13 protein-coding genes are annotated in these 16,578 nt (G+C 62.9%); 8 read left to right on the forward strand and 5 right to left on the reverse strand.

What is annotated here, in order from left to right:
- Positions 1–22: 22 nt before the first annotated feature.
- Positions 23–625, reverse strand: a complete 603-nt coding sequence (phaR, locus tag AB6802_RS26945) for a polyhydroxyalkanoate synthesis repressor PhaR (protein ID WP_371013242.1) — start codon at positions 623–625, stop codon at positions 23–25.
- 304 nt (positions 626–929) lie between these two features.
- On the opposite strand from phaR, the gene AB6802_RS26950 reads away from it, so the two are divergent.
- The 6 genes from AB6802_RS26950 to AB6802_RS26975 all read left to right on the forward strand — a co-directional run bounded on the left by AB6802_RS26950 (position 930) and on the right by AB6802_RS26975 (position 8,928).
- The gene (locus AB6802_RS26950) at positions 930–2,114 is read left to right on the forward strand and encodes an acetyl-CoA C-acetyltransferase (protein WP_371013243.1); all 1,185 of its coding nucleotides are present in this window, start codon (positions 930–932) and stop codon (positions 2,112–2,114) included.
- Between the two features lie 124 nt (positions 2,115–2,238).
- On the forward strand, positions 2,239–2,964 hold the full coding sequence (gene phbB / locus AB6802_RS26955) for an acetoacetyl-CoA reductase (RefSeq protein WP_371013244.1): 726 nt from the start codon (positions 2,239–2,241) through the stop codon (positions 2,962–2,964).
- Between the two features lie 756 nt (positions 2,965–3,720).
- Complete coding sequence (locus AB6802_RS26960) at positions 3,721–7,101, forward strand: helicase-related protein (protein WP_371013245.1); 3,381 nt, start codon at positions 3,721–3,723, stop codon at positions 7,099–7,101.
- Between the two features lie 15 nt (positions 7,102–7,116).
- The gene (locus tag AB6802_RS26965) at positions 7,117–7,503 is read left to right on the forward strand and encodes an RNA-binding S4 domain-containing protein (protein WP_371013246.1); all 387 of its coding nucleotides are present in this window, start codon (positions 7,117–7,119) and stop codon (positions 7,501–7,503) included.
- Positions 7,504–7,651: 148 nt separating this feature from the next.
- On the forward strand, positions 7,652–7,990 hold the full coding sequence (gene fdxA, locus AB6802_RS26970) for a ferredoxin FdxA (protein WP_371013247.1): 339 nt from the start codon (positions 7,652–7,654) through the stop codon (positions 7,988–7,990).
- A gap of 356 nt (positions 7,991–8,346) precedes the next feature.
- The gene (locus AB6802_RS26975) at positions 8,347–8,928 is read left to right on the forward strand and encodes a CarD family transcriptional regulator (protein WP_371013248.1); all 582 of its coding nucleotides are present in this window, start codon (positions 8,347–8,349) and stop codon (positions 8,926–8,928) included.
- Between the two features lie 141 nt (positions 8,929–9,069).
- Here the strand turns inward: AB6802_RS26975 and AB6802_RS26980 are convergent, their stop codons facing one another.
- From AB6802_RS26980 to AB6802_RS26990, 3 genes are all read right to left on the reverse strand, one after another.
- On the reverse strand, positions 9,070–9,831 hold the full coding sequence (locus tag AB6802_RS26980; RefSeq protein ID WP_371013249.1) for an amino acid ABC transporter ATP-binding protein: 762 nt from the start codon (positions 9,829–9,831) through the stop codon (positions 9,070–9,072).
- A complete protein-coding gene (locus tag AB6802_RS26985; protein ID WP_371013313.1) occupies positions 9,828–10,508 on the reverse strand; it encodes an ABC transporter permease subunit in 681 nt (226 codons plus the stop codon). Before AB6802_RS26985 ends, AB6802_RS26980 begins: the two co-directional genes overlap by 4 nt.
- Positions 10,509–10,708: 200 nt before the next feature.
- Entirely contained in the window at positions 10,709–11,482 is a 774-nt protein-coding gene (locus AB6802_RS26990) for an amino acid ABC transporter substrate-binding protein (protein ID WP_371013250.1), read from the reverse strand.
- A gap of 306 nt (positions 11,483–11,788) precedes the next feature.
- Here AB6802_RS26990 and AB6802_RS26995 point away from each other — a divergent pair, with 306 nt between their 5' ends.
- Together AB6802_RS26995 and AB6802_RS27000 are read left to right on the forward strand one after the other, a co-directional pair.
- Positions 11,789–12,652: an RNA polymerase factor sigma-32 gene (locus tag AB6802_RS26995; protein ID WP_371013251.1), complete on the forward strand. Its 864-nt coding sequence runs from the start codon at positions 11,789–11,791 to the stop codon at positions 12,650–12,652.
- A gap of 174 nt (positions 12,653–12,826) precedes the next feature.
- On the forward strand, positions 12,827–14,764 hold the full coding sequence (locus tag AB6802_RS27000; RefSeq protein WP_371013252.1) for a caspase family protein: 1,938 nt from the start codon (positions 12,827–12,829) through the stop codon (positions 14,762–14,764).
- A 231-nt stretch (positions 14,765–14,995) separates the two neighbouring features.
- On the opposite strand, the gene AB6802_RS27005 is transcribed toward AB6802_RS27000, so the two are convergent.
- Positions 14,996–16,465 (reverse strand): M48 family metalloprotease, encoded by a 1,470-nt coding sequence (locus AB6802_RS27005; protein WP_371013253.1) that lies wholly within the window; start codon positions 16,463–16,465, stop codon positions 14,996–14,998.
- Positions 16,466–16,578: the final 113 nt, after the last annotated feature.

Below are 16,578 nucleotides of genomic sequence, written 5' to 3' on the forward strand. Positions count from 1 at the left end.
CTCACCTGAATATCGACACAAGCTAGGACATCGTATCCAGCTTGCGCTGCATCGCCGCGATCTGCGCTTTCAACTCCTGCAGATCGTCGCCGCCTTTCTCTTCCTTCTTCGCCGGCTCGGCCGGCGCGGCGGCGTTGCCGCCCGCGGGTGGGAACGGCGTGAACAGGCGCATGGCGTTCTGGAACATCTCCATGTTGCGGCGCGTCTGCTCTTCCAGCGCCTTCATCGGCGTGGCCATCTTCATCACGTCGATCGGCGACTTACCGAACGCGCCTTTGAGCTGCTCGCGAAAACGCTCCTGTTCCTTCGAGAAGGCGATCATCGACTGTTCGAGGAAGCTCGGCACGATCATCTGCATCTGGTCGCCGTAAAAGGCGATGAGCTGGCGCAGGAACGGGATCGGCAGCATGTTCTGCCCATCCTTGTTTTCCAGTTCGAAGATGATCTGCGTCAGCACCGGATGCGTGATGTCGTCGCCGGTCTTGGCATCCTGCACCGTGAATTCCTCGCCCTTCTTGACCATCTCGGCCAAGTCTTCGAGCGTCACATAGGTGCTCGTGCCGGTGTTGTAGAGCCGGCGGTTGGCATACTTCTTGATGACGATCGGGTCGTCTTTCGCGGCCATCCGTATCCTCCCCAGGATACCGGCGCGCTTTGGAGTAAGCTGCCGGTAACGTTGCGCCATTTATCGAGGATATGCGCAAAAGCCCTACAATTCCAAGTGGTTTGTGCAGTGCGGCATCATTTAATGCGGGTTGGCCGGGAGAAAATATGCTGCACGGTCAACATCATGTTACGGCGACCGTTGCTCGCCCTGCTTGCGGCGCATGCCGGCCATGCCCATTTCCGGTTTGACTCAAGGGTTGGAACGGGCAAGAAAGTCCTAAAACGGTTCCAAGAACACGACACCTCGAAGTCTGGAGAAGAAAATGTCCGCTTCCAATGCAATCGTCGTCGCCAGCGCCGCGCGCACGGCCGTCGGCTCCTTCAACGGCGCGTTTGCCGCCACGCCGGCGCATGAGCTCGGCGCCGTCGTCATCAGGGAACTTTTGTCGCGTGCCGGTGTCGAAGCCGCTGAGATCGACGAGGTCATCCTCGGACAGGTGCTGACCGCCGCTCAAGGGCAGAACCCGGCCCGCCAGGCTTCGATCAACGCCGGCCTGCCCAAGGAAACCACCGCATGGAGCCTCAACCAGGTTTGCGGCTCGGGCTTGCGGGCGATCGCTCTCGGCATGCAGCAGATCGCCACCGGCGACGCCAAGGTGATCATCGCCGGCGGCCAGGAATCGATGTCGCTGTCGCCGCACGCCGAGCATCTGCGCGCCGGCGTCAAGATGGGCGACTACAAGATGATCGACACCATGATCAAGGACGGCCTATGGGATGCCTTCAACGGCTATCACATGGGCAACACCGCCGAGAACGTGGCCCGCCAGTTCCAGATCACCCGCGACACCCAGGACGAGTTCGCGCTGGCTTCGCAAAACAAGGCCGAGGCCGCGCAGAAGGCCGGCAAGTTCAAGGACGAGATCGTCGCCTTCATCATCAAGGGCAAGAAGGGCGACACAATTGTCGACCAGGATGAGTATATCCGCCACGGCGCCACGCTCGACGCCATGACCAAGTTGAAGCCCGCCTTCGACAAGGACGGCACGGTCACTGCCGCCAACGCCTCCGGCATCAATGATGGTGCGGCCGGTGCGTTGCTAATGACCGAGGCCGAGGCCGCCCGGCGCGGCATCACCCCGCTGGTCCGCATCGCTTCCTGGGCGACCGCCGGCGTCGACCCGGCAATCATGGGCACCGGACCTATACCCGCCTCGAAGCGGGCGCTGGAGAAGGCCGGCTGGTCGGTCAAGGATCTCGACCTCGTCGAAGCCAACGAGGCCTTCGCCGCGCAGGCCTGCGCCGTCAACCAGGGCATGGGCTGGGATCCCTCGATCGTCAACGTCAATGGCGGCGCCATCGCCATCGGTCATCCGATCGGCGCCTCGGGCGCCCGCATCTTCAACACGCTGGTCCATGAAATGCGCCGCCGCAGCGCCAAGAAGGGCCTCGCCACCCTTTGCATCGGCGGCGGCATGGGCGTCGCCATGTGCGTGGAAGCGCTGTGAAAGAGAGTGAGTAGTGAATAGGGAGTAGCGAATAGGGAAGAATGGCGTAGGCGCGACAGGACATCAAAACCCCTACTCGCTATTCGCTACTCCCTACTCACTCCCGACCAAAGGGAGGGAATGCATGACCAAAGTAGCAATCGTCACCGGTGGCTCGCGCGGCATCGGTGCGGCAATATCGATCGCCCTGAAAAACGCCGGCTATGCGGTTGCCGCCAACTATGCCGGCAATGACGAGGCCGCGGCCAGGTTCAAGGCCGAGACCGGCATTCCAGTCTACAAATGGTCGGTCGCCGACTATGACGCTTGCGCCGAAGGCATCAAAAAGGTCGAGGCCGATCTCGGTCCAGTCTCCGTTCTTGTCAACAACGCCGGCATCACCCGCGACGCCATGTTCCACAAGATCACGCGCGAGCAGTGGAAAGAGGTCATCGACACCAACCTCTCCGGCGTCTTCAACATGACCCATCCGCTGTGGAGCGGCATGCGCGATCGCAAGTTCGGCCGCGTCATCACCATTTCCTCGATCAACGGCCAGAAGGGCCAGGCGGGCCAGGTCAACTATTCCGCCGCCAAGGCCGGCGACATCGGTTTCTCGAAGGCGCTGGCGCAGGAGGGGGCACGCGCCGGCATCACCGTCAATGTCATCTGCCCCGGCTACATCGCCACCGAGATGGTCAAGGCGATCGATGAGAAGGTTCTCAACGAGCGCATCCTGCCGCAGATCCCGGTCGGCCGCCTCGGCGAGCCGGAAGAGATCGCGCGTTGCGTCGTCTTCCTCGCTTCCGACGACGCCGGTTTCATCACCGGCTCGACCATCACCGCCAATGGCGGCCAGTACTTCGCTTGATGTGTTTTGAAAGCGGGCGGGCCCACCGGGCCGCCCGCTTTTTCGCTGGCCGACGACAGGCGACGCGAGGCGATGCCCCAATTCGGCACGCAAAGGTTAACGCCCCTTCCCGGCCTTGTGCGTAAGTCTGCTCGCAAGCTGTGCGCTGTCGGTGCACAAGCTGTGGATAACACCATATGTTGGGGTGAACAAACCGGGAAACTTCATAGATCGCTGATTCGTCGCCGATTCGTTCCGGCTTTGGTCGGGAAGTTAACGGCGGAGGCCTCAAACGTTACCGCATTCCTTAAAACCGGTTAGGAAAGATCAATAATTTCATAACCTTGTCGGCTGGGCGCCTGTCTGCGGCGATCGTTCACCGGCAAAGGTTAACGGACTCTCGCGCATTGCATCGTCTCAGCATAAATCGGGCCAGTTTCGCGATTCAGCATGTGGTGAGGACCACCGTCAAAAAATCCACATGTAGCCGTGAACAAAACCTGAATCCGAGCGAGTCTGTGATTCGTCGCTGATTCGTTCCAGACTCGTTCCAGCGGTTAACGCCAGCGGCTTTTGTCCACTCTTCAAGACGGCATCGATCCCGCGAAAGAACATTCCGCTTTCGCTCCGCGCCTGAAATCCCTATGTGTCGCCTGTCATACGCGGCGGCAGCGCTACGTTTCCGACGAGAGCATGATCCCGGAAAGCGGGAACCGGTTTTCGGAGAAAGATCGTGCTCCAGCAATCAAAGCGGCAGAAAGCCTCATTTCCGAGCCGATGAACATCCAGCCGAAACACAGAGAGCCGCTGATCCTTTCCGGCCGCGACGTCACCGCGGTGCTTGGACCGACCAACACCGGCAAGACGCATCTCGCCATCGAACGCATGGTGGCGCATGAAAGCGGTGTCATCGGCCTGCCGCTGCGGCTGCTGGCGCGCGAGGTTTACACGAGAGTCTGTGAAAAGGTCGGCGCCCACAAGGTTGCGCTGATCACCGGCGAGGAGAAGATCCAGCCTGCCGGCGCGCGATATTCGGTGTGCACCGTCGAGGCGATGCCGCGCGAGACCGACGCCGCCTTCGTCGCCATCGATGAGGTGCAGCTTGCCGGCGATCTCGAGCGCGGCCACATCTTCACCGACCGCATCCTTAATCTGCGTGGCCGCCAGGAGACGCTGCTGCTCGGCGCCGCCACCATGCACGGCATCCTGCAGCGGCTCTTGAAGGGCGTGTCGGTGGTGACGCGGCCGCGCCTGTCGCATCTCGCCTATGCCGGTTCCAAAAAACTGACCCGCCTGCCGCGGCGCACTGCGATCGTCGCCTTCTCGGCCGACGAGGTCTATGCCATCGCCGAGCTGATCCGCCGCCAGCAGGGCGGAGCCGCCGTCGTGCTCGGCGCGCTCTCGCCGCGCACCCGCAATGCCCAGGTGGCGCTGTTCCAGTCGGGCGACGTCGACTATCTCATCGCCACCGACGCCATCGGCATGGGGCTGAACCTCGATCTCGACCATGTCGCCTTCGCCCAGAACCGCAAGTTCGACGGTTACCAGTACCGCAACCTGACCGCTGCCGAGCTTGGCCAGATCGCCGGCCGCGCCGGCCGCCATCTGCGCGACGGCACCTTCGGCGTCACCGGCCAGGTCGACCCGCTCGACGAGGACCTGGTCAAGAAGATCGAGGGCCACGACTTCGACCCGGTGAAGGTGCTGCAGTGGCGCACCGCCCAGTTCGATTTTTCGAACCTCGACGCGCTGAAGCGGTCGATCGAAACCAATGCGCCGGTCGAGGGACTGACGCGGGCGCTGCCGGCGGTCGATGCGCAGGCGCTGGAACATCTGTCGCGCGACGAGGCGATTCGGGCTTTAGCCACCAGCAAGGAACGAGTGGCGCTGCTTTGGGAAGCCTGCGCCTTGCCCGACTACCGCAAGATCGCGCCGGCACAGCATGCTGACCTTATCGCTTCGATCTATATGGACCTCGCCCGTCACGGGCACGTCGACGAGAATTACATGGCCGAGCAGGTGCGCCGCGCCGACACGACCGAAGGCGATATCGACACGCTGTCGCACCGCATCGCGCAGATCCGAACCTGGACATTCGTGTCCAACAGGCCGGGCTGGCTGGCCGATCAGCTACACTGGCAGGAAAAGACGCGCGAAATCGAAGACAGATTGTCGGATGCGCTGCATGAGCGGTTGACGAAACGCTTCGTAGACCGCAGGACTTCCGTCCTCATGCGGCGCCTTAGAGAAAATACGATGCCTGAAGCCGAAATCAGCCCAACCGGAACCGTCCTCGTCGAAGGCCATCATGTCGGCGAACTGCAAGGGTTCCGCTTCACTGCCGACCAGAGCGCCGGCGGCGAGGACGCCAAGGCGGTGCGCACCGCCGCACAGAAGGCGCTCGCGGCAGAGTTCGAGGCGCGCGCCGAACGTTTTGGCGCTTGCGCCAATCGCGATCTCGCTTTGGGCTCGGACGGCGTCTTGCGCTGGATCGGCGCGCCGATCGGCACGCTGGTCTCCGCCGACGAGGCGCTGAAGCCGAGGCTGGTGCTTCTGGCCGACGAGCAGCTGACCGGTCCCGCCCGCGACAAGGTCGCGGCGCGCGCCGAGCGTTTCGTCAATTTCCAGATCGAGTCGCTGTTGAAGCCGCTGGTCGACCTTAAGAATGCCGAACAGCTCGCCGGCATCGCTCGTGGCATCGCCTTCCAGCTGGTCGAGCATTTCGGCCTGATCAACCGCCGCGACATCGCCGAAGAGATGAAGTCGCTCGACCAGGAAGGCCGCGCCGCCTTGCGCCGTCTCGGCGTGCGCTTCGGCGCCTACCATGTCTTCGTCCCGGCGCTGATCAAGCCCGCGCCGGCCGGACTGGTGACGCTGCTCTGGGCGCTGAAGAACGACGGCAAGGACAAGCCCGGCTTCGGCGACGTGGTGCATGCGCTGGCCTCGGGCCGCACCTCGGTGGTCATCGATCCTGCCTTCGACAAGACTTTCTACAAGCTCGCCGGCTACCGCAATCTCGGCCGCCGCGCCGTGCGCATCGACATTCTCGAGCGGCTTGCCGACCTGATCCGCCCGGCGACCAACTGGAAGCCCGGTCTCGGCCAGCGGCCGGACGGCGCCTATGACGGCCAGTCCTTCATGGTGACGCCGCCGATGATGTCGATCCTCGGCGCCACCGCCGACGACATGGAAGAGATCCTGAAGGGTCTCGGCTATCGCGCCGAGCCAAAGCCTCCGGCCGAAGTGAAGGCAAAACTCGACGCGCAGGACAATGCCGCCCGCGAGGCAGCCGCCGCGAAGCTGGCGGCGGAAGAGGCCGCGCGTGCCGCGGCAGTGGCCGAAACCGCGCCAGCGGCTGACGCCGTTACCGAAACGCCGGCTGAAAACACCGACGTCGCCGCCGATCCGACCGCGACGGCGGAGCCCGTGACCGAAACTGCCCCGGAGCCGACCATCGAAGCGGATGCCGAACCCGCGCCGGAAGAGACGGTGGTTGCCGACGCCGTGGAGGCAAGCGATCCGGTAGAAGAGCAAGCCGATACGCCGGCGACTGCCGAGACGGCACCGCCGGCAGCCGAAGCCGTTGAACCCGCGGTCGAGCCTGAAATCTCGGCGGAAGGCGACACCGCACCGGTAGAGGTCGTCGAAGCATCGCAAACCACGCCCAGCGAGGCGCCAGCCGAGCCGGAGGAACCAAAACCGATCCTGCTGTGGCGACAGGCCCGTTTCGATCATCAGCGCCCGCGTCATCGCCACGACAACCGTCGCGACAATCGCCCGCGCGGCAACCAGCCCGCGCGTGACGGCCAGCTTGGCGCCGCCAGCGCCCAGCCCGGCGACCAGCCTGCCAATGAAGGCCGCCGCGACGGCGCCGGCAAGCCGCGCTTCGATCGCTCGAAGTTCAAGCCGCGGCCGGAGACCGGCGACCGGCGCGAGAATGGCGAGCGACGTGAAGGCAGGCCGCAGAGCGAGCGCCCCGAGGGGGGCCGCCGCGAAGGCAGGCCCGACTGGAAGGGCAAGAGGCAAGATGGCAAGGGCAACGCTCCAGGCGGCAAGCCACCCTTCCAGGCCAAGCCCCGCGAAGAACGGCCGGTGCGTTTCGACCCGGATTCACCCTTCGCCAAGCTTGCCGCCTTGCGCGACCAGCTGAAGAAGTAACCCCGGCCGGTTCGGATGGTTGGAGAAGGCCGCCAGCGCATCGACAAATGGCTGTTCTTCTCGCGCGCCGTGAAATCGCGCTCGCTCGCGGCAAAAATCGTCGTTGCCGGCCGTGTCCGCATCAATCGCGACAAAGCAGCGCAGGCCTCGGATCTGGTCAAGCCCGGTGACGTGCTGACCATCACGCTCGAGGGCCGTATCCTGGTCTGGAAAGTCGTGAACTGCGGCACGCGGCGCGGTCCCGCCGATGAGGCGCGTCTGCTTTACGAGGACATGTCGCCAACGCCGACGCCGAAGGGCGAGGCCGTTCGCGACGCCATACCGGCGCTGCGCGAGGCCGGCAGCGGCCGCCCGACCAAACGGGAGCGTCGGCAAACCGACCGGCTGCTCGGCGACGACTGAACACATTGAACTGGGTCTGAAGCGGCAAACGGCTGGAATTCCATTTCCGCAACGCGGCCTTGCCGCATGCGCCGCCCTTGCATGCGGCGGGCAAAGGCGTTACCTCACCTGAAAAAGCCGAGCAAATCGGGACTTTCCGGAGCCTGCAATGACCTATGTCGTGACCGACAATTGCATCAAATGCAAATATATGGACTGCATCGAGGTCTGTCCGGTCGACTGTTTCTACGAAGGCGAGAACATGCTCGTCATCCATCCCGACGAATGCATCGACTGCGGCGTTTGCGAACCCGAATGTCCGGCCGACGCGATCAAGCCGGATACGGAGTCCGGCCTCGACAAATGGTTGCAGGTCAACACCGAATATGCCGAAAAATGGCCCAATATCACGGCCAAGAAAGAGCCGCCGGCGGACGCCAAGAGCTTCGATGGCGAGGCCGGAAAGTTCGAGAAATATTTTTCGCCGGAGCCTGGCGAAGGCGACTGATTTTGCCGGCCCGACGCAGCGTAACGGCAACAAAACAATTACTGTCTTGACAGACAGCGATGGTGCTTGGCGTTAGCGAACACAGCAAAACCTTGATTCTTCCGACTTTTTGTGTTACTTCAGACAAACATGCCGGTGACACAACGTCGATTTATGGCGCTAACGCCCCAAATCACTGAAAGGTGAGCTTCTCAATCCGGGACCAGAGCGATCTGGGTCAGGCGGTCGCATTCGCGCGGTTGCCGACCTCTGCTTTATTCCGGTGGCTCGTCTGTTGTGCGGCTAACGGTCGGCAAATCGACCACGAGTTTGGGGCCGGCATGATGCCGGTGACACAACAAGGAGTTCAGGGCGTAATGGCAACGATCACCCCGCAGAAGAAGTCCACCGCAGCCCGCCACGGGTTCAAGACCGGCGAGTACATCGTCTATCCGGCGCACGGTGTCGGCCAGATCGTATCGATCGACGAGCAGGAAGTCGCGGGCCACAAGCTGGAACTGTTCGTCATCGACTTCCAGAAGGACAAGATGCGTCTGAAGGTGCCGGTCGCCAAGGCGACCTCGATCGGCATGCGCAAGCTGTCGGAAGAGGATTATGTCGAGCGCGCGCTGAAGGTCGTGCAGGGCCGCGCCCGCATCAAGCGCACCATGTGGTCGCGCCGCGCCCAGGAATATGATGCCAAGATCAATTCCGGCGACCTGATCTCGATCTCGGAAGTGGTGCGCGACCTCTACCGCGCCGACAACCAGCCGGAGCAGTCCTATTCCGAGCGTCAGCTCTATGAAGCCGCGCTCGACCGCATGGCGCGTGAGATCGCCGCGGTGAACCGCATGTCGGAGACCGAGGCGGTCCGGCTTATCGAGGTCAACCTCAACAAGGGCCCGAAGCGCGGCGCCAAGGCCGACAACGAGGAAGCAGAGCAGGAAGAAGCTGCCTGAGCTTTTTCGCTCATCGAATTACGAAGAACCCGGCCCTCGCGCCGGGTTTTTTGTTTTTAAATTAATCGCTTGCGGGACATCTGGCGCTCAATCTTCGGCCTCGCGTCGTCATCCTCGACCTTGCGAAGTGAGGCAAAGAACTCAGCCACCTTCCCTCGCTTCCTGCCGCAGCGAGGCGATGAACCGCTTCGTCCGTTCGCGTTCGGGATTGTCGAAGACGACGGAAGCCGGGCCTTTCTCGACGATGACGCCGGCATCCAGGAACACCACCTCTTGCGCGATCTTGGAGGCGAGCCTCAGATCATGCGTGGCCATCACCATGGTCGTGCCTTCGCGGGCAAGTTGTCCCAGCACGTCGACAACCTCCTGCGCCAGTTCCGGGTCGAGCGCCGAAGTCGGCTCGTCGCAAAGCAGCACGCGCGGCGACGGCGCCAGCGCCCGGGCGATCGCCACGCGCTGCTGCTGGCCGCCGGACAGCGTCGCCGGCCAGGCATCGGCCTTATGCGCCATGCCGACCTTCTCGAGCAGTGCCAGCGCCCGTTCCCGCGCCTTGGGCTCAGGCCATTTCAGCACCGTCACTAGCCCTTCCATGACATTCTCGATCGCGGTGCGGTGCGGGAAGAGCTGGAAATTCTGGAACACCATGCCGGTCTGCAGGCGGATGCGCTGGAGGTCTTTCGCCGGCACCTTGCCGCCCGGCCGGAATGCAAGCGTTTCGTCGCCGATGCGCAAGCTGCCCGAGGTCGGAATCTCCAAAAGGTTGATGCAGCGCAGAAGCGTGCTTTTGCCGCCGCCTGAAGGACCGACCAAGGCCGTCACGCTGCCTTCGTCGAGGCTGACGGTGACGCCTTTCAGCACCAGATTGTCGCCGAAGCGTTTTTCGATGTCGGTGAGGCCGATCATGAATTGGCCTCCAGGAAGCCGCCATAGCGGTTGAGCCTGACTTCCAGCCGCGCCTGCAGCGCCGACAGCACCGAGCTCAGGGCTAGGTACAGCGCGGCGGCCTCGACATAGAGGATCAGCGGCTCATAGGTGGTGGCGACGATGCGCTGCGCGGCCTGGAACATCTCGGGCACGGTGATGGCCGCCGCGAGCGAGGTATCCTTGACCAGCGAGATGAAGGTGTTGGAAAGCGGCGGCACGGCGACCCGCCCTGCTTGTGGGAGAATGGTGCGCCGCATCGCCTGGCTCCAGGTCATGCCGATCGAATAGGAAGCCTCCCACTGCCCTTTCGGCACCGATCCGATGACGGCGCGGATGATCTCGGACGTGTAGGCGCCAATGTTGAGCGTGAAGCCGATCAGCGCCGCCGGAAAGGCATCGAGCAGGATGCCGACCGAAGGCAGGCCGTAGAAGATCAGGAAGAGCTGCACCAGAAGCGGCGTGCCGCGGAAGATCCACACATAGAAGCGCGCCACGATAACCAGCGGTTTCGGGCCAAACAGCCGGATCAGCGCCGTCACCAGCCCGGCAATCAGGCCGAGGGCAAAGGACAGCAAGGTCAACGGCACGGTGAAGGTCAGCGCCGCCCACAACAGCGTCGGCAAAGAGTCCAGCATCAATTGCAGCCAATGCGGCACGGACTTCCCTCTCATTCTCCCGACGCGGCGACCGCGTCCCACCGGCCACTATCATGTAAAAACCGGCGGACCGTCAAAGACGACCCCCGATGGATATCATGAAAAAATGGCGGGCCGTCAAAGACGACCCCCGATGGATATCATGAAAAAATGGCGGGCCGTCAAAGACGACCCGCCGGCAAAACAGAAGCATGGATGGCTTACTTCGAAACGTCCTGGCCGAAGTACTTGTCGGCGATCTTCTGATAGGTGCCGTCAGCCTTGATGTCGGCCAGCGCCTTGTTGATGGCGGCGACCAGTTCCGGATCGCCCTTGCGCACGATAACGCCGGAGTAGTCTGCATTCTCTTCCTGCGCGGCGATCTTCACATTGGCGTCGGGCTTGTGCTTCTTGAAGTCGAGGAAGGACAGGCTGTCGTTGATGGTGGCGTCGGCGCGGCCGGTAAGCAGCAGCTGGATCGACTGGTCGAAGCCGTCCGTGCCGACCAGCTCGGCGCCGTTCGTCTCGGCCAGCTTGCCGAAGTTCGAGGTCAGCGACTGCGCCGATTTCTTGCCCTTGAGGTCGGCGAATGTCTTGATGTCGGTGTTGTCGCCGCGCACGATCAGCACCGCCTTGGAGGCGATGTAGGGATCGGAGAAATCATACTTGGCCTTGCGGGCGTCGGTGATGCCGACTTCGTTGATGACGGCGTCGTAGCGGTTGGCGTCGAGGCCGGCGATCAGGCCGTCCCACTTGCCTTCGAGGAACTCGACCTTGACGCCGAGCTTGTCGCCGATCGCCTTGGCTATCTCGACATCGAAGCCGACAAGCGCGTTGGCACCGTCGTGATAGGTGAAGGGAGCGTAGGTGCCTTCGGTGCCGACCTTGAGCACGCCGGCCTGCTTGATCTGGTCGAGATTGGCGCCGGCATGACCTGACGTGACCGCCAGAGCCTGCAGCGTTCCAGCGATGAGAAGCGATTTAAGCCATTTCATTTTTCTGTGATCCCGTTTTGACCGGAGCCCCGGCGCATTGTGAGAGGCGGAAACTGACAGATAGATGACTGCGAAATAAGGAACCAGATTTCAAAAATCAGGTCAGCCAGAAATCTGATTCTCAAAATTACCGAAAATCGCACCAGACAGCGTTGCGGAGCCGGTAACGCGTTGTTCCGGCCGGCAACATTTGCCCCTCCGGGCCACGGAACCTTCCATGCGCCTGCCACGTTGCAGGGCAAGTTGTAGGGCGCGGCGGCGTCTTTTCAACGGTCTTGACGCAACGATCCGCCACAAGGAGCCGGCATGATCGAGGACTCGGCAGGACGGACGCTGGTCCGGGCGGCAATGAAGGCTCCCTATCTCGAGCGGGACGAAGAGCATCTTCTTGCAGTGCGCTGGAAGGAAGAGCGCGATCAGCACGCACTGCACCAGATCACCGTTGCCCATATGCGGCTGGTGATCTCGATGGCCTCGAAATTCCGCCACTACGGTCTGCCGCTCGGCGATCTCATACAGGAAGGCCATGTCGGCCTGCTGGAAGCGGCGGCGCGCTTCGAGCCTGCCCGGGAAGTGCGCTTCTCGACCTACGCCACTTGGTGGATCCGCGCCTCGATGCAGGACTATATCCTGCGCAACTGGTCGATCGTGCGCGGCGGCACCAGCTCGGCGCAGAAAGCGCTGTTCTTCAACCTTCGGCGTTTGCGCGCCCGGCTTGCCAACGGGGCCGGGCCGATCTCCAACGCCTCGCTCTACCGCGAGGTCTCGGCGGCACTTGGTGTGCCGGAATCCGACGTGGCGATGATGGACTCGCGCCTTTCCTCGCCTGACAGCTCGCTCAACGCGCCATTGGCTGACGAGAACGGCGCCGCCGAGCGGATGGATTTCCTGGTGTCCGAGGACCCGCTTCCCGACGAGGTGGTCGGTGACAGGATCGATGTCCAGCGCCGCGCGGTCTGGCTGAAAAGCGCGCTTGGCGCGCTCAATGCCCGCGAGCTCAGGATCATCGAGGAGCGCAGGCTGAGCGATGACGGCGCCACGCTGGAATCGCTTGGCGAGCAACTTGGCATCTCCAAGGAACGCGTCCGCCAGATCGAGGCACGCGCCATGGAGAAGCTGAAAGTCGCGCTGGTCCGGCAAAATCCGGAATTTCTGGCTCAGGCGGCTTGAACCGAGTAGAATTTCTGGGGAAGTGCAATATAAGAATTTAGTTAAATACCAATATTTCGTCGATCCAGCGATTCCGTTCTTGTATATCTACGGATTGTGAATTCCTTAACAGACCAGCGCGTGCAAAAAGCCTCTTTAGGCTACCCATAGACCCATAACGGATAGGGTTTTGCCATGCTGCGACGCTGCGTGTTCCTCGCTGCCTTGATTTTCTTGAGCTTTACCACAGTCGAAGCATACGCCGATCGAAGGGTTGCCCTTGTCATCGGTAATTCCCAGTACCGGGAAATCCCGGCGCTTAGGAATCCGGACAAGGACGCCGAAGGCGTCTCGAACACCTTTCGGCAGGCCGGCTTCGACGTGTTCGTCGCCAAGGACGTGACCAAACTTCAGTTCGAAGAAAAGTTCCGCAACTATCTGGCTGCCGCCGACGGCGCCGATCTCGCCGTCGTTTATTATTCCGGCCACGGCTTTCAGATCGGTGGCGAGAATTTCCTGATTCCGGTCGATGCGTCGTTGAAGGACGCGGCCGACATGGAAGTCCAGGCGATCAAGCTTGACGACCTGCTGCAGCAGTTGCGCTCGAAGTCGAAGATTCAGATGATCATCCTCGATGCCTGCCGCAACAATCCGTTCCCGCGCAAGGACTATTGGTTGCGCGACCAATTGATCGTCTCCGGCGGCACCGGGCTCGCGCAGGTAACAGGCTCGCAGAATGCGCTGATTGCCTTTGCCACCGGGCCGGGTGCCGTTGCTTATGACGGGTCCGGCGATCTCAGCCCCTTCTCATCGGCCTTTTCCCGCCGCGCGCTGGCGCCAAACCAGGAGATCCGCTCCGTCATGGCCGCCGTGCGCCGCGATGTTGTCAAGGCGACCAACGGCAAGCAGGTTCCGTGGGAGAGTTCCTCGCTGCTCGACGATGTCGTGCTGATGCGTGAGGTGAGCCAGCCGACGCCGCCGACGCCTGACGACGCCCAACCGAAGCAGCCCGCGACTGAGCGCGGAATTCGCATCGCGGCTGCCGCCGCCGCGATCGAGAGCCATGACACCGGCGTCGCGGTCGGCGTCGGCCCGGTTCCGCTGAAACTGGATTTCCCGGCCGAGGATTCCTCGATAAGCCTCAAGCTCGCCAGCTACCCGATAGCCGGAACGCTGTCCCTGCCGGATCGCGTTCTGACGTCACAATCGAACCTGACGGCCGGTGAAGTCGACAATCTGCGCTATGAGCCGCAGATCGGCTCGGCGGCTCCCGTCGAGATCGGATTTCAAATCCGCGCCGGTGACGTATCCAAGCGGGCTGCGATGAAGCTGTCGCCAGCGATCGACCCTTGCGACCAGGCGGCTGGCGAGCCGCTCGACCTGCAGGGCGTCGTTCCCGGAAGGTTGCCGAGCGAGATCGATGCGGGGGCCGTCGAGTCCTGCGAGGCGGCGGTAAAGTCCTACCCCGACATTGCGCGCTTCCGTTACGAGCTGGGGCGGGCGCTGCTGGCATCAGGCAAGGTCGACGAAGCAAGACAGGCGATCCAGCAGGCCGCGGACAAAGGACATGTCCGTGCTGTTTACCAGCTCGGCTACATCGCCGCGTCCGGGATAGGGGCAGCCCCTGATCTGGTGAAAGCCAACGGCTTCTATGCGCAGGCGTCGGACAAGGGAGATCCCTACGCCATGACCGCCTGGGGCCGCGCCTTGTTCGATGGTGTGGGCGCCCAGCGCGATACCGGCAAGGGGCTGGATCTGCTGCTCAAGGCAGCGGCGATGGGACAGGTCGATGCCACGAAGGACCTCGCGGTGATCTTCAAGCAAGGCCGCAACGGCGTGCCCGCCGATCCGGCGCGCGCGCTGGCTTTCCTCAAGGCCGGCCTTGATCGGCAAGAAGCCTATTCGATGGGCATTCTCGGCCTTTCACCCAAGCGAAGCGAGGTGAAGCTTGCGGTGTGCAAGCCTAAGGTGGTGACGAAGGTGATCACCAAGATAAAGGTGATCCGCACCCCTGCGCCAAAAGCGCCGCCACCGAAGATCACCCAACCAGCCGGGCCGGTGCCCTGGCGCGGCGGCAATGGCGGCGACCACAATCCTCCGCAACGCGGCGGCAGCGATAACAGCGATGGCTGATTAAGCCGGCGTCGGCAGCAACAAAGCTGGTGCTGCCGTCGCTGACCAGAGCATTTCACCGTTTCATGGAAACGGTGAAATGCTCTAACTATTTGTTTTTACGCAATTCCGGACGGAAAACCGCACACACTTTTCCTGGAATTGCTCTAGCAAGAAACGGTCCAAAAGCACACTGTGATCGCGGAGGCCTGAAGTGGCGGCGGCCAACAGCAACCCGCTTGCCTGTAGGTCCTACTTGTCGGTGACGATCTTGACCTTGTCGCCGGCCGACACACTGGCACCCGGCGACATGGCGTTGAGCACCCGGAACAGATCGAGCTTGCGATCGACACCGACCATCTGGGCGGAGAGCGAGCCCATCGTCTGACCGGCCTGAACGGTGACCACCCTGATATGCAGCGGCTTCAGCGCCGCCTTCTCGGCCGGGCTCAAGGTCCGGAAGGAGCTGCTGACCGAGCGTGCCACCGGATCGAGCGAGGCGCTGGCCGAAGGTGCGGCCGTCAGCAGCCGGTAGACCTGGCCGCCGGCGCGGATCACCGCGATGTCGAACTGCCAGCCTTGCGCGGTGGCATGCGCCGTCGCGGCGTCGTTGCCGTTGATCGTCTCCTGGCGCACGCTGGCCTCTTCGAGGCCCGCAACCCAGCCGCTGCGGATATAGTCGGTGAGCGACACCGACTTGTCGATCGCCACGCCGTCGAAGCGGATGGCGATGTCGCCCGGTCCGGTCGCGGTCACCGCGGCAGCGGTGTTGTCGATAATGAAACCGTCCGGCACGGTGAACGAGACACCGAGGTTGGGATGCAGGAAGGTCTGTCCGCGCACATAGCCTTCTTCCGGCGTGTCGCCGTAGAGCAGGCCGTCTATGCCGGCGAGGAAAGCATCGCGGTCGCGCGTGCCGACGCCCGGCGGGCCGAAGTTGCGGGCAAGGCGCTGCGCCAGATCGATGCGCTGCGGCGTGTTGGGGTGCGTCGCCAGGAAGTCGAGGCTGGCGTCGGTGGCGCCGCTGACTGAGCGGAAGTCGGTATAGGCCGACATTGACTGCAGGAAGCGGCCGGCGGCATAGGGGTCGTAGCCGGCCTCGCCGATCGACTTGATGCCGATGGCGTCTGCCTGCAGTTCCTGGTTGCGCGAGAACTGGGCCAGTCTCAGCTTGCCGCGGATGAGCGCCGCCTTGGCGGTCGGGCTGTCGCCGAGCACATCGGAGACCACCTTGGTCGCCAGGCCTTCCTCGGCCTCGAGCTGCTGGCGCTGCAGACCGTGATTGGCGGTGACATGGCCCATCTCATGCGCGATGACGGCGGCGAGCTCGGACGAGTCGTTGGCCAAAGCCAAGAGGCCGCGCGTCACATAGAGATAGCCGCCCGGCAGCGCGAAGGCGTTGACGTTGGGCGAGTTGAGGATGGTGATGCGATAGGTCTGGGTCGGGTTGGCCGACACCACCGTCAGATTGCCGACGACCTTGGCCACCATACGTTCAAGCCTGGGGTCGGAATATTCGCCGCCATAAGTGGCCAGGATGCGCGGATGCTGCGCCTTGGCCATTTCGGCGAGCTTGGCGTTGGCAACGACATTGTCGACGGTGATCGGCTTGTCGGAAGGCTGGAACCCGTTCTCCTGCACATCCGGCGGCGTGAACATCTGGCAGCTTGCCAGCGCCACGGCGAAGCCGGCCAACGCGAAGAAACGCGCCAGTGGCCTCATCCACACTGTCTCGGCGCCGGTCGACAGATCGGCTTCCTTTCCAAATTCTCGGCAAATCACGGCCCACCGGACCAGTATGGCCGGACCTAGCCATACTCCCCCGGACAAGGCAA

It is taken from the genome of Mesorhizobium sp. RCC_202, assembly GCF_041355295.1.
GTDB lineage: Bacteria > Pseudomonadota > Alphaproteobacteria > Rhizobiales > Rhizobiaceae > Mesorhizobium.